Annotated in this window: 18 protein-coding genes; 5 read left to right on the top strand and 13 right to left on the bottom strand. The window is 71.5% G+C overall.

The annotated features are described in order from the left end of the window. Window positions 1-58 precede the first annotated feature (58 nt). Genes ACP6CK_RS09730 through ACP6CK_RS09755 form a run of 6 tightly spaced genes read right to left on the bottom strand, consistent with a single transcriptional unit; the run spans window position 59 to window position 4,514 of the window. Complete coding sequence (locus ACP6CK_RS09730) at window positions 59-790, bottom strand: urease accessory protein UreF (protein WP_426958689.1); 732 nt, start codon at window positions 788-790, stop codon at window positions 59-61. Continuing rightward, window positions 735-1,292, bottom strand: a complete 558-nt coding sequence (locus ACP6CK_RS09735; RefSeq protein WP_426958690.1) for an urease accessory protein UreE — start codon at window positions 1,290-1,292, stop codon at window positions 735-737. Before ACP6CK_RS09735 ends, ACP6CK_RS09730 begins: the two co-directional genes overlap by 56 nt. An 8-nt stretch (window positions 1,293-1,300) precedes the next feature. Continuing rightward, complete coding sequence (ureC, locus tag ACP6CK_RS09740) at window positions 1,301-3,013, bottom strand: urease subunit alpha (protein ID WP_426958691.1); 1,713 nt, start codon at window positions 3,011-3,013, stop codon at window positions 1,301-1,303. A 2-nt stretch (window positions 3,014-3,015) separates the two neighbouring features. Further along, window positions 3,016-3,321 carry an urease subunit beta gene (locus ACP6CK_RS09745; protein WP_426958692.1) on the bottom strand — a complete coding sequence of 102 codons (306 nt, stop codon included), beginning with the start codon at window positions 3,319-3,321 and terminating at the stop codon, window positions 3,016-3,018. A gap of 4 nt (window positions 3,322-3,325) precedes the next feature. Then, the gene (locus ACP6CK_RS09750; protein WP_426958693.1) at window positions 3,326-3,628 is read right to left on the bottom strand and encodes an urease subunit gamma; all 303 of its coding nucleotides are present in this window, start codon (window positions 3,626-3,628) and stop codon (window positions 3,326-3,328) included. A gap of 43 nt (window positions 3,629-3,671) precedes the next feature. Next, window positions 3,672-4,514, bottom strand: a complete 843-nt coding sequence (locus tag ACP6CK_RS09755; RefSeq protein WP_426958694.1) for an urease accessory protein UreD — start codon at window positions 4,512-4,514, stop codon at window positions 3,672-3,674. Between the two features lie 82 nt (window positions 4,515-4,596). Between ACP6CK_RS09755 and ACP6CK_RS09760 the strand changes: the two genes are divergently transcribed. After that, window positions 4,597-5,457: an alpha/beta fold hydrolase gene (locus ACP6CK_RS09760; RefSeq protein WP_426958695.1), complete on the top strand. Its 861-nt coding sequence runs from the start codon at window positions 4,597-4,599 to the stop codon at window positions 5,455-5,457. On the opposite strand, the gene ACP6CK_RS09765 is transcribed toward ACP6CK_RS09760, so the two are convergent. From ACP6CK_RS09765 to ACP6CK_RS09780, 4 genes are all read right to left on the bottom strand, one after another. Continuing rightward, window positions 5,435-5,872: a DUF1810 domain-containing protein gene (locus ACP6CK_RS09765; protein WP_426958696.1), complete on the bottom strand. Its 438-nt coding sequence runs from the start codon at window positions 5,870-5,872 to the stop codon at window positions 5,435-5,437. The two genes, ACP6CK_RS09760 and ACP6CK_RS09765, sit on opposite strands and share 23 nt — an antisense overlap. A gap of 28 nt (window positions 5,873-5,900) precedes the next feature. Continuing rightward, the gene (locus tag ACP6CK_RS09770) at window positions 5,901-6,689 is read right to left on the bottom strand and encodes a DUF3750 domain-containing protein (RefSeq protein ID WP_426958697.1); all 789 of its coding nucleotides are present in this window, start codon (window positions 6,687-6,689) and stop codon (window positions 5,901-5,903) included. Window positions 6,690-6,771: 82 nt separating this feature from the next. Then, entirely contained in the window at window positions 6,772-8,043 is a 1,272-nt protein-coding gene (locus tag ACP6CK_RS09775; protein WP_426958698.1) for an NAD(P)/FAD-dependent oxidoreductase, read from the bottom strand. Window positions 8,044-8,050: 7 nt separating this feature from the next. Further along, the gene (locus tag ACP6CK_RS09780; RefSeq protein ID WP_426958699.1) at window positions 8,051-8,356 is read right to left on the bottom strand and encodes a putative quinol monooxygenase; all 306 of its coding nucleotides are present in this window, start codon (window positions 8,354-8,356) and stop codon (window positions 8,051-8,053) included. Between the two features lie 146 nt (window positions 8,357-8,502). On the opposite strand from ACP6CK_RS09780, the gene htpG reads away from it, so the two are divergent. The 4 genes from htpG to ACP6CK_RS09800 all read left to right on the top strand — a co-directional run bounded on the left by htpG (window position 8,503) and on the right by ACP6CK_RS09800 (window position 15,606). Continuing rightward, window positions 8,503-10,338, top strand: coding sequence for a molecular chaperone HtpG (htpG, locus tag ACP6CK_RS09785; protein WP_426958700.1), 1,836 nt, complete (start codon window positions 8,503-8,505; stop codon window positions 10,336-10,338). Window positions 10,339-10,431: 93 nt separating this feature from the next. Beyond that, complete coding sequence (locus ACP6CK_RS09790) at window positions 10,432-11,814, top strand: aspartate aminotransferase family protein (RefSeq protein ID WP_426958701.1); 1,383 nt, start codon at window positions 10,432-10,434, stop codon at window positions 11,812-11,814. A gap of 31 nt (window positions 11,815-11,845) precedes the next feature. Next, complete coding sequence (locus ACP6CK_RS09795; protein WP_426958702.1) at window positions 11,846-13,441, top strand: ABC transporter substrate-binding protein; 1,596 nt, start codon at window positions 11,846-11,848, stop codon at window positions 13,439-13,441. After that, a complete protein-coding gene (locus ACP6CK_RS09800) occupies window positions 13,438-15,606 on the top strand; it encodes a N,N-dimethylformamidase beta subunit family domain-containing protein (RefSeq protein ID WP_426958703.1) in 2,169 nt (722 codons plus the stop codon). The genes ACP6CK_RS09795 and ACP6CK_RS09800 overlap by 4 nt, the downstream gene beginning before the upstream one ends. 6 nt (window positions 15,607-15,612) lie before the next feature. Here ACP6CK_RS09800 and ACP6CK_RS09805 read toward each other — a convergent pair whose 3' ends face one another. The 3 genes from ACP6CK_RS09805 to ACP6CK_RS09815 form a co-directional block, all read right to left on the bottom strand. Next, window positions 15,613-16,701 carry a DUF4336 domain-containing protein gene (locus tag ACP6CK_RS09805; RefSeq protein ID WP_426958704.1) on the bottom strand — a complete coding sequence of 363 codons (1,089 nt, stop codon included), beginning with the start codon at window positions 16,699-16,701 and terminating at the stop codon, window positions 15,613-15,615. A gap of 120 nt (window positions 16,702-16,821) precedes the next feature. Next, window positions 16,822-17,589, bottom strand: a complete 768-nt coding sequence (locus ACP6CK_RS09810; RefSeq protein ID WP_426958705.1) for an SDR family NAD(P)-dependent oxidoreductase — start codon at window positions 17,587-17,589, stop codon at window positions 16,822-16,824. Window positions 17,590-17,879: 290 nt separating this feature from the next. Then, window positions 17,880-18,845, bottom strand: a complete 966-nt coding sequence (locus ACP6CK_RS09815) for a Bug family tripartite tricarboxylate transporter substrate binding protein (protein ID WP_426958706.1) — start codon at window positions 18,843-18,845, stop codon at window positions 17,880-17,882. Window positions 18,846-18,854: the final 9 nt, after the last annotated feature.

Below are 18,854 nucleotides of genomic sequence, written 5' to 3' on the forward strand. Positions count from 1 at the left end.
TGACCGGAGCGCCCATCGGGCGCGGAGGTCTGAACCGGATGGTCAGATCCAGCTTTGGTCATGAGCGGAAAAGCCTCGTGTACTGCGTCTCGTGGCGCATGGAGAAAAGATCGAGCACCGGTGAGGCGGTGCCGATGTCATCGAGGTCCGCAGCCAGCGCGGCCTCCGTCGCGCCCCTCACCGCGGGAAGCAGCGCCGCCGTCGCGGTCTGCCCGTCCGTCTGGCCGAGCGGCACCAGCCGGACCCCGGCCGAGACCAGATTCGCCGCGAAGGCCGACAGCCACGCGAACAGTGCAGATCGCAGTGTCACCCCGCCCCAGGCCGCGGCCGCGCCGAAGGCGACCGGGTGCATCAGTCCCCGCGGATGGCGTGCGACGAGGGCGGCGAAGCGGGGTTCCGCCCAGGCCGCGGCCGTGACGTTCGAGAAGGCGGTGCCCTGTGCACCGCTCTCCAGCGCGGTCTCCGCCGTGCCGCGCCACGCGGCGGCCAGCTCCACCACATCGTCCAGCGCCGCCTGGTTGCCCGCTGTCGCGGCGCGCCACGCCGCCGCGAGCAGCGGCCCGTCCACCGCGCCAGCCCCACGCCCCAGCGCCGCCTCCACATACGCCACGAGGTCCGTGCGGCCGCGCACCGTCCCCTCTTCCACCGCCGCCTCCAGCCCGTGGCTATAGGTGTAGGCACCGACCGGATAGGCCGGCGACGTCCAGGCCAGCAGCCGGTAGAGGGCGACATCCTCAGCCATGGTGGTGATGGTGGTGCCCGTCGCCGTGGTGATGGTGCTCGTGCGCATGGTCATGGCCGTGCGTGTGCACCGGACCGTGGTGGTGCCCGGTCTGGCGGTTGTGCTCTCCATAGGCGCCGCCCTCCGGGTTGAAGGGGGCCTGCACGCACCGCAGCGTCGCACCCAGGCCGCGCAGCATGGCGGTGATCACGTGGTCGTCACGGATCAGGATGCGGTCCGCCCCGATCTCCGCCGGCAGGTGCCGGTTGCCCAGGTGCCAGGCGAGCCGCGCGAAATGCGCGTGATCGGCGGCCGTCACTTCCACCAGCGGCTCCGGCGCGGCGCGCACGGCAACGGCGCCGCCGCCCTCCAGCGCCAGCCCGTCCCCGTCGTTTAGGACCACCGCATCGGGAAGATCGAGCAAGAAGGCGAACCCGCCCTCCCCCGTGTAGCGGCGCCGGCGGCGGTGCCGGTCGTCGAAGTCGAGCGTCACCGCATCCCGTGCCTCGGCGGCGTTCCAGTGGCCGGCCGGGATCACGGAGGTGGCGCGTGGCAAGGCGTCGTCGGTCATGTCGGGTCTCAGAACAGGAAGTAACGCTGCGCCATCGGCAAGACGCTCGCCGGCTCGCACACCAGCAATTCGCCGTCCGCGCGCACCTCGTAGGTCTCGGCATCCACCTCGATGCGGGGTAGCGCGTCATTCAGGATCATGTCCCGCTTCGAGATACCGCCGCGCGTGTTCCGTACCGCCAGCAGCGGCCTCTCCAGCCGCAGCCGCTCCCCGATGCCGCGCTCCATCGCCACCTGGGAGGTGAAGGTGACGCCCACGGCCGGCAGCGCCCGCCCGAAGGCGCCGAACATCGGCCGGTAATGTACGGGCTGCGGCGTCGGGATGGAGGCATTCGGATCGCCCATCGGGGCCATGGCGATGGTCCCGCATTTCAGCACCATCTCCGGCTTCACGCCGAAGAAGGCCGGATTCCACAGCACGAGGTCGGCCAGCTTGCCCACCTCCACGCTGCCCACATGATCCGCGATACCCTGGGAGATGGCGGGGTTGATCGTGTATTTCGCGACGTAGCGGCGGGCGCGCAGGTTGTCGTTGTCGCCCGTTTCCCCCGGCAGGCGGCCGCGCTGGACCTTCATCTTATGGGCGGTCTGCCAGGTGCGGATGATCACCTCGCCCACCCGTCCCATCGCCTGGCTGTCGGAGGACATCATGGAGATGGCGCCGAGATCGTGGAGGATGTCCTCGGCCGCGATAGTCTCCTTGCGGATGCGGCTCTCGGCGAAGGCCACGTCCTCCGGGATGCGGGGATCGAGGTGATGGCACACCATGAGCATGTCGAGATGCTCGTCCAGCGTGTTCACCGTGTAGGGCATGGTGGGATTGGTGGAGGAGGGCAACACGTTCGCCTCCCCCACCAGCCGCAGGATGTCGGGGGCGTGGCCGCCGCCCGCGCCCTCCGTGTGGAAGGCCTGGATGGTGCGGCCCTTCATCGCGGCGATGGTGCTCTCGACGAAGCCGCTCTCGTTCAGAGTGTCCGTGTGGATCGCCACCTGCACGTCCAGCGCGTCCGCGACGGCTAGGCAGGTGTCGATCGCCTTCGGCGTCGTGCCCCAGTCCTCGTGCAGCTTCATGCCGGCCGCGCCGGCCAGGATCTGCTCCTCCAGCCCCTTTGGCAGGGCGGCGTTTCCCTTGCCGAGGAAGCCGAGGTTCATCGGGAACCCCTCGGCCGCCTGCAGCATCCGCGCGAGGTGGAAGGCGCCGGGCGTCGCGGTGGTGGCCAGCGACCCGTGCGCCGGGCCGGTGCCACCGCCGAACATGGTGGTGACGCCGGAGGCCAGCGCCTCCTCGATCTGCTGCGGGCAGATGAAATGGATGTGCACGTCGATCCCGCCGGAGGTGAGGATCTTCCCCTCCCCCGCGATGATCTCTGTGCCCGGCCCGATGACGATGGTCACGCCGGGCTGCGTGTCGGGGTTGCCCGCCTTGCCGATGGCCGCGATCCGCCCGTCCCGCAGCCCGACATCGGCCTTGTAGATGCCGGTGTGATCCAGGATGAGCGCGTTGGTGATGACGGTGTCCATCGCCCCGCCGTCCCGCCCGACCTGGGACTGGCCCATGCCGTCGCGGATCACCTTGCCGCCGCCGAACTTCACCTCCTCTCCATAGGTGGTGAGGTCGCGCTCCACCTCGATGAACAGGTCGGTGTCGGCCAGCCGGACTCGATCTCCCGTGGTCGGGCCGTACATGCCGGCATAGGCCGATCGGGAAATCCGGGCGGGCATGACTACAGCGTCCCTTCCACGTCGCCGCGGAATCCATGCACGATCCGTGCCCCGGCGAAGGGGATCAGCCGCACCGTCCGCGTCTGCCCGGGCTCGAAGCGCACCGCCGTCCCGGCGGCGATGTCCAACCGCATTCCGCGCGCCCTCTCGCGGTCGAAGCGCAGCTCCGGGTTCGTCTCGGCGAAGTGGTAGTGGCTGCCGACCTGCACGGGGCGGTCGCCGGCATTGGCGACCTCCAGCTCGATCGCGGGGCGGCCGGCGTTCAGCTCGATCTCGCCCGCGGCGGTGATGATCTCTCCGGGGATCATGGGGCTACCGGATCGGCTGGTGGACGGTGACCAGCTTGGTCCCGTCGGGGAAGGTCGCCTCCACCTGGATCTCGTGGATCATCTCGGCGACGCCCTCCATCACCTGATCCCGCGTCAGCACGGTCGCGCCGTCGCGCATCAGTTCCGCCACGCTGCGGCCGTCGCGGGCACCCTCCACCACGAAGTCGGTGACGAGCGCGGTCGCCTCCGGGTGGTTCAGCCGCACGCCGCGCTCCAGCCGACGTCGGGCGACGTTGGCGGCCATAGCGATCAGCAGCTTGTCCTTCTCGCGCGGCGTCAGGTGCATCGGCGGCTCCGATCGGGTCCGCCGAAGTATGGCGGCGGGCGTGTCAGGTGGTCCAGAGCCGTGGCAGCAGCGGCGGCAGCCCGAACAGCGCGGCGCGCAAGGGCGGGATCGCGGCCGCCAGCGCCGCCCGCACCGGGACCGCCGGTCCGAGCCAGCGGATCAGGACCACACCCTCCCGCGGCACGGTCGCGGCCCCCAGCGGTCCGGCGAGGTCCCGCAGCAGCGGCAGGCGGGGCGCCGCATCGGTCCCGGCATAGAGCAGCGTGGCGAAGGAGCCCGCGCCGGCGAAGCCGAAGCGGTCCGCCAGGGCGGCAGCCGGATCGTCCAGCCGCAGCGCATCGGCCCAGCGCAGCCGTCCGTCCACCCGTAGCCGCCAGGAATCGTGCAGCGTGCCCTGATCGAAGCGCTCCCCCCGCGCGGCGCGGCCGAAGACGAGCATCTCCGCCGCCAGCAGACGCGCCCCGGGGGCGAGGTCCACCTCCAGCCGCCGTCGCAGCCGCGCCCGGTCGAACAGAATCGTCTCCTGCGGCAACCACTCCAGCACCGCGCCTGTCTCGACGCGCAGCGCCGTCGCGATCCGCGTCTCTGGGCCGAGGGAGCGGTAAAGCTTCTCCGCAGCCGGCGTGCAGAGCGTCGCCGTGGCGCCGGGACCGGCCGTGGCGGCGATCCGCAGGCTGTCGCCCCCGGCCAGTCCTCCGGCCGTGTTCACCAGGGCGGCCAGAGGCGGCTCGTCCGGCTCGGGCGTCGGGAACAGGATGCGCAGCGGCGCGGATTGGTAGAGGTGTCGCAGCACGCTGCGCACGCCGTCCCGCTCGAAGCGCAGTTCGGCCACGCCCTCCGCGCGCTGGTGGCGGACGGCGCCGGGAGGGGCAGGCGATTCGGTCATCCGCCGCACAGTCTAGTCGTCGCCGCCGGGGTGTCACGGCGCCACCGGCCATGCGAACCTGAGGGAGAGGAGAACCCGCCCCATGCGCGCCCGCATCCGAGACACCGAGATCTACTTCGACGTGGAGGGAATGGGCCTCGTGCCTGACGGCCCCCGGATGCGGGAACGGCCCGTGGCCTTCATCCTGCACGGCGGGCCAGGCGGCGATCACAGCGGGTTCAAGCCCGGCTTCTCCGCGCTCGCGGACCGGATGCAGCTCGTCTACGTGGACCACCGCGGCCAAGGCCGTTCGTCGAAGGAGGACCCGTCCCGCTGGAACCTGGACGAGAACGTGGAGGACCTGGAGGCGCTCCGGCAGCATCTCGGCCTCGGACCGATCGTCTCCATCGGGACGAGCTATGGCGGGATGGTCTCCATGGCCCATGCCGCGCGCTATCCGGCCTCCGTCTCGCACCTCGTGCTGATCGTCACCGCGGCGCATGCCGGCTTCATGGCCCGCGCACAGGAGATCGTGGCGGAGCGCGGCACGGAGGAGCAGAAGCAGGTCTCCGCCATGCTCTGGAACGGCACGCTCGACACCTTGGAGAAGGTGCGCCGCTACTACGCGGTGATGGGCCCGCTCTACTCCACCACCTACGACGCGGAGCGCGGCCGCGACGCCCTCGCCCGCACCCTGCACGAGCCGGAGGCGCTGAACCGCGCCTTCCGCCCCGGCGGCTTCCTGCGGAGCTACGACCTGCGGCCGGAACTGTCCCGGATCACGGCGAAGACGATCATCCTCGCCGGCGCACATGACTGGATCTGCCCCCCGGAATTCGCCGAGGAGATCCACCGGCTGATCCCCGGCTCCGACCTGCGCATCTTCGCCAACAGCAGCCACTCCATCCGGGCGGACGAGCCGGAGGCGCTGTACGACGCGATCAAGGGCTTCCTGGTGTACTGAGCAGCGCCTCGGTCCGAGCGTCCGGCACGCCGCCGAAATACTTGTCCAGCCCCGCACGGAAGGTCGGCTCCTCCGGCCGCGCGCGGGCGAAGAGCGTCATGGAGGACCGGAACTTCAGGTCGTCAGGGCTGCCAAGGATGTCGCGGGCCGAGCGTCCCTCGACCGCATTCACCAGCCCGGTGCACTCGATCAGCCGCGGCCCGAGGACGGGATGCGCGAGATAGGCCCGCGCCTCCTCTATCGAGGCGATGCCGTAGCGATGCGCCATGGAGCTGTGGCCCAGCCCGCGGAGCTGCGGGAAGACGAACCACATCCAGTGGCTCTCCTTGCGGCCGGCCCGCAGCTCGCGCCGGACCGTCGCGATCACCTCCTCCTGCGCGTCCACGAAGCGGGCGAGGTCATGGGGGTCTGACATGGGTGGCCCTCCTTTCCGGCCGCCGCGGTCAATCCGCGGGCGCCGGGGCCGACAGGGGCGCCGCAGCCCCGTCCGGCCCCGGCATCCCGATCCGGCCCAGCCCCGGCAGCTTGATCGCCGGCCGCCGCAGGTCCAGCCCCGCGACGCCGCCGAGGATGTTCACCTCGATCCCCTCCACCCAACCCAGGGTCAGCCCGAGATAGCCGCCAAGGCTCAGCCGCATCCCGGTCCGCGACGGCGTCCAGCGCAGCCAGTTCCCGTCATACGGATAGTCCCTGCCGATCGCGGTCGGCGGCAGGGCCATGCGCACCTCAGGCACCGCGTCCAGCACCGCCGCGACGAAGGTGTTGGAGTTCGGCCCCGGCCAGGCCCGGTAATCCCCCAGGTTGCGCCAGGCGTAGTTCGCGATGGCCGCCTGCATCCGCGGGATCAGCGCCGCCGCGGCCGCTCCGTCCGCGGCATAGACCACCTCCGGCACCTGCCCGAACCAGCGGCCATCCGGCTCGAAGCCGTTCAGGCGGATGGGGTCTCCCCAGGCGGTGTAATCGTAGCGGGTGTAGCGGGACGCGCCCTCCGGCTTGAAGACGATCCAGCAATGGACGGCGAAGATCCCCCGCCAGCGGACCGTGGGCGCCGCGAAGACGCGCACGACGGCGCCCGGGTTCGTGGCCGGCGGCGGCAGCAGCCCGGCGCTGGACCGGTCCGCCGCCCACCAGTCCGTCCCCGCCACGCGGGCCTGGTAGCGGACGGCCGAGATGCCGAGGGGAAGGAGCCAGAACAGGGCGAAGAGAAGCAGCCCGGCCTTGAGGATCGTCATGGTCGGCCGGGATGTTGGGTGCGCCGCAGCACGAGGCAACCGGACCCCGCCCTCGTCACCCTTCGTCACAGCGGCGCGGGGGTCACCCGAACCGCTCGGCCGCGTAGGGGCGGAGGTCGGCGTTGGTCGGCTGCCCGAGGATGACCGGCGCCAGCATCGCCGCCGTGGGCGCCGAGCCCGTCAGCCCGAGATGCCCGTGCCCGAAGGCGAACCACAGTCCGGGCATCCGCGCGGCGGGCCCGATCACCGGGACGGAATCCGGCAAGCACGGGCGATGTCCCATCCAGTGCCCCTCCGCCCCCTCCCGGCTGGCCTGGGGCAGCACGGCCGCGAGGTCGTCATAGAGAAGATTCGCGCGCGCCGCGCTCGGCGGGCGGTCCAGCCCGCCGAACTCGACCGTTCCGGCGACGCGCAGCACACCCTCCATCGGCGTGATGAAGACCTTGCGGTCGGCCGGGATCAGCGGGCGGGTGAGCGTCACACCGGAGGCCGGCAGGTCCACGTGGTAGCCGCGCTGCGTCTCCAGCGGGATGCGGTAGCCCAGCGGGGCCAGCAGCCGGGCCGACCAAGCGCCGGCCGCGACCACCACCTCGTCGGCGGCGTAGGTCCCGTCCTCGCCCCGCGCGCCCGTCACGCGGCCGTCCGCCACGGTGATCCCTGTGATGCGGTCTCGTCGAATCTCGCCACCGGCTCGGACGAGGGCCTCGGCCACCGCCCGCGCGTAGCGGTGCGGCGCGGCGCAATAGGCGTGATCCGGCAGGAAGACGCCGACCTGATAGGCAGGCGACACCGCGGGCTCCAGCGACACGACGTCGGCGCGCTCGATCGTCTCCACCCGCGCGCCATGAGCCCGCCGGATGTCCCAGCCGGCCGCGTCCTTCGCGAGCTGCGGTCGGTCCCGGTAGAGATAAAGTTGCCCGTTGGGCCGGATCAGCTCCGCCGCGCCGATCTCCCGCGCCAGGGCAAGGTGCTGCTCCGTCGCCAGCCGCAGCAGCGCGTCCAGCGCCGCCGTCGCGCGGGCCACGGTGGCCGGCCGGGCCGCGGCGACGAAGCGCGCCAGCCAGGGCGCCGCCCGCAGCCAGTAGGCCGCGGGCACGTGCAGCGGCGCCGCGGGGTCAAGCAGCATGCCGGGCACCTGCCGCAGCAACCCCGGCATGGCCAGCGGCGCGACGGAGGAAGCGCTGATCGCCCCGGCATTGCCGAAGCTCGCCCCGCCCTCACCCGGCGGCGCGGGATCCACCACCGTGACCTCGGCCCCGCCCTGGCGCAGCCGGAAGGCGAGGGCGAGCCCCACGATCCCCGCACCGATGACGAGCACATGTTTCGGCCCGCCACCTCCGTCCGCCACGCTCATCGGCAAGTCAGGCCGCCGGGGAGAGGACGCGGATGACGCGGCTCTCGATCATCTCCCGGGTGCGGGCGGCATAGGCGGCCATGTGGGGCGCCGCGGCGTGGGCCTTCAGCGCCGCCGCGCTCTCCCACTTCTCGACCACCACGAAGGTGTCGGGACCGAAGGGCGTGCCGCCCGCCCCCTCCGCGTCGATGACCGGGACGTACTCGATGCAGCCGGCCTCCGCATGGACGGCCGGCATGTTGGCCCGGAAGATCTCCAGGACGGCATCCCGCATCCCCGGCTTGGCGGTGATGAAGGCGAGGACATGAATCACGCGGGCCGTTTCCTTCGGATGTTGAACAGGCCGAGGCTAGGCCCGGTCCGGCGCCCCGCCAACCCGCGCCCGGATGGGTCTTGAAGGGCTCCGGGCTGCCTTGCATATCGTTGCGCCGATTGGGTTTCCTGACTTGGAGAACGGCCTTGAGCGAGACAGTGGAGCGCCACGAATTCGGCGCGGAGGTGGGGCGGCTTCTGGACCTCGTGGTCCACGCCCTCTACTCGGACCGGGAGATCTTCCTGCGTGAGCTGGTGGCCAATTCGGCGGACGCCGTGGACCGGCGCCGCTTCGAATCGCTGACGGGCGGCGCGCCCTCCCTGCCGGAGGAAGCGGCCGTCCGGATCACGCCGGACAAGGCGGCCCGCACGCTGACCATCTCCGATCCCGGCATCGGCATGACGAAGGCGGAGCTGGCGGAGAACCTCGGCACCATCGCTCGCTCTGGCACCCGCGCCTTCAGCCAGACGCTGTCGCAGGCGAAGCCGGATGAGCGCCCGAGCCTCATCGGTCAGTTCGGCGTCGGCTTCTACTCCGCCTTCATGGTGGCGGACCGGGTGGAGGTCACGTCCCGCCGCGCCGGCGCGGAGGAGGCCTGGCGATGGGCCTCCGAGGGACAGGGAAACTACACGCTGGAGCCCGCGACGCGGGAGGACGGCGGCACCGACATCGTCCTGCACGTCAAGGCGGACGCCGAGGAGTTCCTGGAGCCCATCCGCCTGCAGACCATCATCCGGAAATGGGCCGACCACATCACCATCCCGATCATCCTGGCCCATGACGGCAAGGAAGAGCGGGCGAACGAGGGCACGGCGCTCTGGCGCAAGCCGAAGTCCGAGATCAGCGCGGAGAGCTACACCGAGTTCTACCGGCACCTCGGCCACAATTTCGACGAGCCCTGGGCGACGCTGCACTGGCGGGCCGAGGGATCGCTGGAGTTCACCGCCCTTCTCTTCATCCCCGGCATGAAACCCTTCCAGGCGGTAGAGGGCGAGCGCGAGAGCCGCGTGCGCCTGCATGTCCGCCGCATGTTCATCACGGACGAGGCCGCGCTGCTGCCGCCCTGGCTGCGCTTCGTGCAGGGCGTGGTGGACACGGAGGACCTGCCCCTCAACGTCTCCCGTGAGATGCTCCAGTCCACCCCGGTGCTGGCCCGCATCCGCCGTGCCGTGACCGGCCGCGTCCTGTCCGAGCTGAAGACCCGCGCGAAGGACGGAGAGGAATACGCGAAGTTCTGGGAGAATTTCGGCCCCGTCCTGAAGGAGGGCGTGTGGGAGGATGCCGAGCACCGCAAGGAGCTCGCGGGCCTCATGCGCTTCCGCTCCTCCGCCGTGGAGGGCTGGACGTCGCTCGCCGACTACGTCTCCCGCATGAAGGACGGGCAGGAGGCGATCTACGTCCTTTCCGGCGACTCTCCGGAGGCATTGGCCAAGTCGCCGCAGCTGGAGGGCTTCCGCGCTCGCGGTGTGGAGGTGCTGCTGCTCTCCGACGGCATCGACGCCTTCTGGCCGGACCGCCTGGACCGCTTCGAGGAGAAGCCGATCCGCAGTATCACCCAGGGCGCGGTGGACCTCTCGAAGATCGGTGAGGCGGAGACGTCCGGCGAGGCGGCCGACCTGTCGAAACTCGTCCCATTGCTGAAGGATGCGCTGAAGGACGACGTCTCCGACGTGCGCGCCACGGACCGGCTGGTCGAGAGCGCCGTCGTGCTCTCCGCCGGCGAGTATGGGCCGGACCTGCACATGCAGCGCCTGCTCCGACGCGCCGGGCGCGACATGGGGTTGGGGATGCCCGTGCTGGAGGTGAACCCCCGGCACGCGCTGATCCGCGCCCTGGCGGCGCGCGCCGAGGCAGGTGAGGCGGTGGAGGCGGATGCGGGCATCCTGCTCGACCTCGCGCGGCTGCAGGACGGCGACACGCCGCGCGATCCGGCGGGCTTCGCGCGGCGCGTGGCGGAGATGCTCGCGCGCGGCGCCGGCTGACACCCGCATCGGACTGCAAACGGTCAAGCCGCGCGGATTGCGCGGCTTGACGCTCCGCGCGGCGGGCTCTCATAGTCCGTGCGGACCCGAACCATGCAAGACATCCTGCACAGCGCCCCGGATCGCCTGGGCATCCAGGCCTTCGCCCGGCCGCGCAGCGCCCCGCGCCTGCCCCGCATCGCGCGCGGGGAGGGCATCTGGCTCATCGACACCGACGGCAACCGCTACCTCGACGCCTCCTCCGGCCCCGTCGCCAGCAACCTCGGCCACGGGCATCCGCGCATCCTCGCCGCGATGGAGGCGCAGGCACGCGAGGCCGTCTTCGCCTATCCCAGCCAGTTCGAGAGCGCGGCGAACATCGAGTTCGCCGCCCGGCTGACGCGCTTCACCGGGCCTGGGCTCGACCGCGCCTTCGTGGTCGCCGGCGGGTCGGAGGCGGTGGAGAGCGCGATCAAGTTCCTCCGCCAGCACGCGGTCGCCACGGGCGAGGCATCCCGTTGGAAGGTCATCGGCCGGCAGCCCGGCTATCACGGCAACACGCTCGGCGCCCTCGCCGTCTCCGGCGACGACCACGCGCACGAGGTCTTCGGCCCCCTGCTGCGCGCCGTGCCGCGCGTGCCGGCGCCCCTCACCTACCGCCTGCCGCCCAACCACACGGCCGAGAGCCACGCCCGCGCCTGCGCCGCGGCGCTGGAGGAGGCGATCCTGCGGGAGAATCCGGAGACGGTCCTCGCCTTCATCATGGAGCCGGTGGGCGGACTGGCAACCGGCGCGCTGGTGGCGCCCGACATCTATTATTCCGAGGTGCGTCGCATCTGCACCCAGCACGGCGTGCGCCTCATCTACGACGAGGTGATGAGCGGTGCCGGCCGCACCGGCAAGTTCCTCGCCGCTGACCACTGGCCCGACGCGCGACCCGACGTGGCCGTGCTCGCGAAGGGCCTCTCCGCCGGCTATGCGCCGATGGGCGTGGCCCTCGTGCCAGCGGAGATGGCGGAGACGGTGGTCGAGGCCGGCGGCTTCATGCATGGCTTCACCTACTCCGGTCACGTGATGAACTGCGCCGTCGGCGCCGCCGTGCTGCGAGAGATCGAGGAGGCCGACATCGTCGGCAACGCCGCCCGCATGGGTGTGGCGCTGCGGTCGCGGCTGGACGCGCTGATGGCCGCCAGCCCCATTGTCGGCGACATCCGCGGCAAGGGCCTGCTCATGGCCATGGAGCTGGTCGCGGATCGCGAGACGAAAGCGATGATCCCGCTGGAGCGCATGGCGCCCTACCGCGTGCAGGCGATCGCGTTGCGGCACGGCCTGGCGCTCTACTGCCGCCGGACGTCGCGCGGAGCTTATGGCGACTGGCTGATGATCTCGCCGCCGCTGACGGTCACGGAGCCCGAGCTGGACGTGCTGGTGGAGCGGCTGACGACGACGCTGGACGAATACGCCGCCGAGCTTCGGGCGGAGGGCGTGATCCGCTGAGGCCGGGACCGGCCGGATCAAGGAGACGGACATGAGCGGGACGATGACGCGCCGTGGCGCGATGCTGGCGGGGGCCGCGGTACTGGCAGCGCCCTCCCTGTCGCAGGCGCAGCGCGGGCCCGATCCGCGCGTGCTGCGCTTCGTGCCGCAGGCATCGCTCTCCAACCCCGATCCCGTTGCCTCCGTGGCCGGCGTGTCCGTGAACCACGGCTTCTACGTCTTCGATACGCTGTACGGCGTGGATGCGCAGATGCGGCCGCGGCCGCAGATGGCGGAGGGCCACACCACCTCCGACGACGGCCTCACCTGGACCATCCGCCTGCGGGAGGGCCTGTTCTTCCACGACGGCGAACCGGTGCGCTCCCGCGACTGCGCCGCCAGCCTGCGCCGCTGGGGGGACCGCGACACCTTCGGCCGCACCCTCTCCGCCGCCGTGGCGGAGTGGCAGACGCCCGACGACCGCACGCTGGTCGTGAAGCTGAAGCGTCCCTTTCCGTTGCTGGTGGACGCCATCGCCAAGCCCGGCACGGTGCCCGCCTTCATCGTGCCGGAACGGCTGGCCGCGACCGATGCGGTGCGCACCATGCCGGAGATCATCGGCTCCGGTCCTTACCGCTTCGTCGCGAACGAGTTCGTCGCGGGCGCGAAGGCCGTCTACACGAAGTTCGACCGCTACAGGCCGCGCCAGGAGGCGCCGGAATGGACCGCCGGCGGCAAGGTGGTGAACTTCGAGCGGGTCGAGTGGATCATCATGCCGGACCAGGCGACCGCCGCCGCCGCCCTGCAATCCGGGGAGGTGGACTGGTGGGAACAGGTCTCAGCCGACCTCATCCCGCTGCTGCGCCGGAACCGCGACATCGCCATCGCGAACGGCGATCCCGCCGGCTACATGGGCGTGCTGCGCTTCAACCACCTGCACCCACCCTTCGACAAGCTGAAGGCACGGCAGGCCGTGCTGGCCGCGATCGAGCAGCCGGACTTCATGGCGGCGGTGACCAACAACGACCCGACCGCCTTCAACGTCTGCCACTCCTTCTTCCCCTGCACCACACCCTATGGCCGCGCCCCCAGCCCAGACCCGATGACGGGCGGCGGGCTAGACCGCGCCCGCGCCCTGCTGCGCGAGAGCGGCTATGCCGGGGAAAAGGTGACGCTCCTCAACCCCTCGGACTTCCCCTCCATCGCGCCGCTCGGGCTGATCGCGAACGACCTGCTGACGCGCATCGGCTTCAACATGGAGTTCGTGACGACGGACTGGGGCACCGTCATCGGCCGGGTGAACAACCGCAACCCGCCGGCCCAGGGCGGCTGGAATCTCTACCCCGTGTGGTGGAGCGGCATGGGGATCGTCACCCCCACCCAGAACGCCCTCATCCGCGGCCAGGGCGCCGGCGGCTGGAGCGGCTGGTACGAGAGCGCTGACATGGAGGCGCTGAACGAGCGCTGGCTCTCCGCCCCGACCGAGGCCGAGCGCATGGCGATCGGCAGCCAGATGCAGGACATCGCCTTCCGCGACGTGCCCACCGTGCCGCTCGGCCAGTTCTTCATCCGCACCGCCTATCGCCGCTCCCTGACCGGGCTGCTGGAGGGACCGCGCCCCGTGCCCTGGAACATCCGCCGGGCGTGACCGGGGTGCTGCCGCCGGTCACCGGCTACCTCGACCGCCTCTCCCGCCGTCCGGGAGAGCGGATCACAGCCCATGTCAGCCTGCGCGAGCCTGGCCCCTGCCGGGCGCGCCTCGTCCGCGTGGTCAGCGGCGACCCCAACCCGGCCGGTCCGGGCCTGGACCTGCGCCCTATGCCGGACGTGTTCGACCACGGCTTCGACGGTATGCACCAGCCCGCCCGCATCGGCTCCTGGGGCCTCGTCCGCGGCGGGCCACGCCTGTGGCCAGAGGCAGCGCAAGTCTGGGCCGTGCTCGTCCACATCGCCCGCGACGCCGCGCCGGCGACGGTGCTGGCCACCGACGGCCTCGTGATCCGCGCCGGCACCGACGGGGCCGAAGCCGAGATCACCGCCGGCGGCGTCACGGCGCAGATGCGCATCGGCGCGCCGCTGGCCCCGATGACGTGGCACCGGATCTGGCTGTCCCATGATCCAGGCACCGGGTACGCGGTGCTCGGACAGGCGCCCCTCGGCGCCGGGCGCAACGACGTGATCGTCGCGCGGCTGCCGCCCGGTCCTGTTGCAGCGCCCACGACAGTCACCTTCGCCGCGCGCGGAGCGGACAACCCGGAGAACCACTTCACCGGCCGCATCGAGGACCCGCTGGTGGCGGAAGCCTGGGTCGATTCCTGGCCGGATCCGCTGGCCTGCCCCGCCGCCGCCGACACGTTGCGCGCCCGCTGGGACTTTTCCATCGGTATCGAGACGGATGCCGTCACCGACACCGGCCCGGACGGGCTGCACGGCGTCCTGTTCCACCACCCCACGCGCGCCGTGGTCGGGGCGCGCTGGACTGGGCAGGAAGCCTGCTGGCGCCACGCGCCGGCCGACTACGCCGCCATCCACTTCCACGCCGATGACGTGGGCGACCTCGGCTGGTCCCCCTCCTTCACCTTCGACGTGCCGCCGGACCTGCCGAGCGGCGCCTACGCCTTCCACCTGACGGTTGCCGGCGGCGAGGACTGGCTCCCCTTCTACGTCCTGCCCCGCCGCGAGGGACCGCGGCCAGCGGTCGTCTTCCTCGCCTCCACCTTCACCTATCAGGCCTATGCCAACCACGCCCGCGGCAACGCGGACGCCGCCTATCACGCGCGCGCCGCGGCCTGGGGCGCCTATCCCTACAATCCAGACCAAGTCACCGCTTTCGGCAACTCCACCTACAACCGGCACCCGGACGGCAGCGGCGTCTCGCTCTCATCCCGCCTGCGGCCGGTGCTGACGATGCGGCCGGGCTTCCTCACCTTCAACGACGCGCGCGGCTCCGGCCTGCGGCACTACCCCGCCGACACGCATCTCCTCGCCTGGATGGAGGCGCGCGGCATCGCATTCGACGTGGTAACGGACGAGGACCTGGACGACGAGGGGGTGTCGCTGATCGCGCCCTACCGCGTCCTGCTCACGGGCAGCCACCCGGAATACCACACCGGGCGTATGCTCGACGCGCTGACCTCTTACCGCGACCACGGCGGGCGCCTCGTCTATCTTGGCGGCAACGGCTTCTACTGGCGCATCGCCCGTGATCCCGCGCGCCCGCACCTCATCGAGATCCGCCGCGCCGAGGGCGGCATCCGCGCCTGGGACGCGGAGGCCGGCGAATACTACCACCAGCTCGACGGCCAGCTCGGCGGCCTCTGGCGCCGCAACCGGCGGCCACCCCAGGCCCTGGTCGGCGTCGGCTTCAGCGCGCAAGGGCTGTTCGAGGGCACGCATTACCGCCGCCTGCCCGCCTCCCACGACGAGCGCCACGCCTGGATGTTCGAGGGCGTGCCGGAGGTCTTCGGCGACACCGGCCTGTCCGGCGGCGGCGCCGCGGGCTTCGAGCTGGACCGCGCCGATGTTCGCCTCGGCACCCCGCCGGAGACGGTGGTGCTCGCCCAGTCCGAGAACCCGCCCGCCTCCTTCGTGACGGTGCCGGAGGAACTCCTCTCCCACATCGCGACCGTGACGGGCGAGAGCGTGGAGGCGCTCAAGCGGGCGGAGATCGTCTATTTCGAGACGCCCGGCGGCGGCGCCGTCTTCTCCGTGGGCTCCATCACCTTCTGCGGCAGCCTCTGGAACGGCACGGCCTTCGACGGGCCGGTGTCGCGCCTGCTGGAGAATGTGGTCCGACGCTTCTCTGCCGCCTGACGGGCCTCAGCCCGTCAGCCAGCGGAGGGACCGGCGCAGCGCCCCCGTGGCGTCGCCCTCGAAGGGTCGGCCATGGGCGAAGATCACCCGATCCGGCCGCAGCGCGATCAGGCGGGATGCGGCCTCCGCCGCCTCCGCCCGCCGCATCTTCACCACGGCGCGGAGATAGGGCGGCGCACGACCGTCCGGTGCTGTGATCCCCAGCAACCGCGCCATCGGTCGGAGCAGACCCGGCAGCTTCGTCGGCTCCAGGTTCAGCACGAGATCGGTCAAGACGAGCGTGCGGGACGGCCGGTGAAACAGGGCGCATTCATGGAAGCCGAGCCCGCCGGGCACCGTGACCATCTCCATCTCCGGGCCCCACTCAGCAGGGGCGGCGTGGCCGAGGTCGTGGTCCAGGCGCAGCCCGCTCCGCTGGACCTGCCCGCGCTCCCGCAGGCCCGGCGCCGCCCAGGTGGTCGCGTCCGGCAGGGCGCGCTGCCACTCCTTCAGGAAGGTCCAGTGAGCGATGTTCGGGGCGACCAAATGTTGGATCGGACCGATTGCCTGCAGCGCCTGCTGCAATTCGGGGCTGTACCGCGTGGGCGAGTGAAGCAGCAGGCCGCCTTCCTCCAACCGGAAGACCGTCATGCGGACCGGCAATGTTGGCCTTGGCCCATGACCCTCCATGAGGGAGTCCACGACGAAGACGTTGCGCGCCACCGCCTTCGGCATGTCCAGCGGCACGTAGCCTGGTCCCTCTGGCGCCGAGGCGGGAACGCGAGGCACGTCGTGGCTCAGCGCGACCACCGCCAATTCCGTCAGCCCCACGCCGACGAGCAGGGCGCGCCCGCCCCGCGCCTCGCTCCCCATCAGCAGGCCCGCGGCCACGAGCGACACGCCGCCCAGCGCGTCCAGCGCCAGATGCTGGCGCATCGGGATCAGCGGCCGCACCCCACCCTCGTAATCCGTCACCAGGGAATAGGCGGTGTGGTAGGCGCCCGCCGCACGGAGCGCCGCGCGTACCGCGGGCGGCAGCGCATGCGAGGCGGAGAGCCCAGCGAGCGCGGCGGAGACACCGTAATCGATGGCAGCGTGGACGCGGGTCGGGATCATCGGGGCGCCTCCGGACAGGTGGACGCCAAACGGGACAGCCTCGGGATGGATGCTCCGGTCAAGCTTCAGCCACCGGGTGTCGGTACCCGCCCCTGCGCGGCGAGCCGCCTCCTTCCGGCGTCAATCCGCCCACATCCCCCCATTCACGTCGAGGACTTCTCCCGTGACGAAGCCGGCGGCTTCGCTGGCCAGGAACAGCACCGCCTCCGCCACGTCCTCCGCCCGGCCCATGCGGCCCACCGGAATCAGCGCCTTCAGCGTCGCCGGGAAGTCCGCTGTCATGGCAGAGGCGACAGGTCCGGGCGCCACGGCATTCACCGTGATCCCATCCGCCGCCAGCTCACGCGCGAGAAAGAAGGTGATGGCGTGCACGCCGGCCTTGGAGGCGCCATAGGCCGCGTTGCTGGCGCGCGTCTGCTCGCCCGGGTCGATCCAGGGGCGCGGGTTCCCGCCATTCTTGCCGATCACCGAGCCGAGGTTGACGATGCGGCCGTAGCCCTGCTGCCGCATCGCGGGGATCACCGCCTGGCAGCACAGGAAGCTGCCCTTCAGGTTGACCGCCAGCACGCGGTCCCACTCCTCCTCGGGCAGGGTTGCTGCCGGGCCCATCGAGACGATGCCCGCCACGTTCACGAGGATATCCAGCCGGCCGAAGGCCTCGAGCGTAGCCCGAACGGCGGCCTCGATGTCCGGGCGGTGCGTCACGTCGGCCGCGGCCCCGATCGCGCAGCCCCCGGCTTCCAGCATGGGGTCCAGCACCGCGCGCGGAGCCGTCCGATCGGCCAGGCAGAGTGCCGCGCCCTCCTGCGCGAAGCGGCGGGCCACGGCGGAGCCGATCCCGCCCGCAGCGCCGGTAATCAGCGCCACACGGCCTTCCAGGCGGCTCATCGGACCCATGATCGGCGTCGCGTCATGCCTTCTCCGTTCCGTCCGCCTGGCGGGCCTTACCGCGATGAGTCGGCGTGGATGTTTGCGGACCGGATCACCGCCGTCCAGCGCTCCTGGTCCTCCGCCACGAAGCGCATCCGACCGCGCCGTCCCACGGCACGACTTGGAGCCGGGTGACTTCCCACTCGTACGTTCGAGCCTCGGAACCACTCGGGCGACCGGCAGAGGCTGATCGACTCCCGCCTGGGTACCGAGTGCCACCCGGGCCGCACGCACCGCTTGCCCCGATGCTAATCGACGCGGGCGCCTGACAGGGAGACCGCCCGCCGCCACTTCTCCAGCTCGGCCCGGTGAAAGGCGGTCGTCGCCGCAGGATCCGCCCCGATGATGGTCGCGCCCTGCTCCAGCAACCGGTCGCGAACGGAGGGCCGGTTCAAGGAGGTGCGGATCTCCGCCGACAGACGCTCGACCAGCGGTGCCGGTGTGCCCGCCGGCGCGAAGTAGATGATCCAGGCCGCCGCATCGAAGCCGGGCACCGTCTCGGCCACCGCGGGCACGTCCGGCAGCATCGGCGAGCGCTCCGACGAGGTGACGGCGATGGGCCGCAACTGTCCCGCGCTCAGGAATCCAGGAAGCGAGGGCAGCCCTTCGACCGCCAGCTGAACCTCGTTCTGCATCACGGCCTGGACCGCGGGCGTGCCGCCGCGGAACGGGACATGGACGATCTCGATGCCTGTCGCGGCGCGCAGCAGCTCGAAGGCGAGATGGCTCGTGGTGCCGTTTCCAGAGGACGCATAGTTGAGCCCGCCCGGCCGCGCCTTCGCCGCGGCGACGAGATCGGCGAGCGTGCGGATCGGCGAGGACGGTGCCACGACCATGACCTGCGGGAAGGATACCGCGTGGCTGACCGCGACAAAGTCCCGGACCGCATCATACGGCAAGCTCTGGAACAGGAACGGATTGATGCCCATGGTCCCGGGCGATCCGACGAGCAACGTCGTGCCATCGGGCCGCGCGCGCGCTGCCGCCTCCGTCCCGATATTGCCGGAGGCGCCCGTCCGGTTCTCGACGACGACCTGGGCCGAGAGCCGCTCGGCCAGGTCGGCCGCGATCAGCCGGGTGACCACATCCACCGCCGCGCCCGCGGAGAAGGGATTGAGGAAGCGGACCGGCCGATCCGGCCAGGGCGCACCCTGGGCACGAAGGGAGGGCGCGGCCAGGGCGGCCGGACTGGCGAGCAGGACGCGGCGGCGCATGGTACGGGT

The sequence above is a fragment of the Muricoccus radiodurans genome, assembly GCF_050154705.1.
GTDB classification, from domain to species: Bacteria; Pseudomonadota; Alphaproteobacteria; order Acetobacterales; family Acetobacteraceae; genus Roseomonas; species Roseomonas radiodurans.

Coding starts and splice junctions, on each gene's coding strand:
- ACP6CK_RS09795 (WP_426958702.1), top strand. CDS start 11,846: ATGAGCGGGACGATGACGCGCCGTGGCGCGATGCTGGCGGGGGCCGCG.
- ACP6CK_RS09760 (WP_426958695.1), top strand. CDS start 4,597: ATGCGCGCCCGCATCCGAGACACCGAGATCTACTTCGACGTGGAGGGA.
- ACP6CK_RS09735 (WP_426958690.1), bottom strand. CDS start 1,292: ATGACCGACGACGCCTTGCCACGCGCCACCTCCGTGATCCCGGCCGGC.
- ACP6CK_RS09815 (WP_426958706.1), bottom strand. CDS start 18,845: ATGCGCCGCCGCGTCCTGCTCGCCAGTCCGGCCGCCCTGGCCGCGCCC.
- ACP6CK_RS09755 (WP_426958694.1), bottom strand. CDS start 4,514: ATGACCGAATCGCCTGCCCCTCCCGGCGCCGTCCGCCACCAGCGCGCG.
- ACP6CK_RS09805 (WP_426958704.1), bottom strand. CDS start 16,701: ATGATCCCGACCCGCGTCCACGCTGCCATCGATTACGGTGTCTCCGCC.
- ACP6CK_RS09770 (WP_426958697.1), bottom strand. CDS start 6,689: ATGACGATCCTCAAGGCCGGGCTGCTTCTCTTCGCCCTGTTCTGGCTC.
- ACP6CK_RS09730 (WP_426958689.1), bottom strand. CDS start 790: ATGCGCACGAGCACCATCACCACGGCGACGGGCACCACCATCACCACC.
- ACP6CK_RS09745 (WP_426958692.1), bottom strand. CDS start 3,321: ATGATCCCCGGAGAGATCATCACCGCCGCGGGCGAGATCGAGCTGAAC.
- ACP6CK_RS09775 (WP_426958698.1), bottom strand. CDS start 8,043: ATGAGCGTGGCGGACGGAGGTGGCGGGCCGAAACATGTGCTCGTCATC.
- ACP6CK_RS09765 (WP_426958696.1), bottom strand. CDS start 5,872: ATGTCAGACCCCCATGACCTCGCCCGCTTCGTGGACGCGCAGGAGGAG.
- ACP6CK_RS09810 (WP_426958705.1), bottom strand. CDS start 17,589: ATGAGCCGCCTGGAAGGCCGTGTGGCGCTGATTACCGGCGCTGCGGGC.
- ureC (WP_426958691.1), bottom strand. CDS start 3,013: ATGCCCGCCCGGATTTCCCGATCGGCCTATGCCGGCATGTACGGCCCG.
- ACP6CK_RS09750 (WP_426958693.1), bottom strand. CDS start 3,628: ATGCACCTGACGCCGCGCGAGAAGGACAAGCTGCTGATCGCTATGGCC.
- ACP6CK_RS09790 (WP_426958701.1), top strand. CDS start 10,432: ATGCAAGACATCCTGCACAGCGCCCCGGATCGCCTGGGCATCCAGGCC.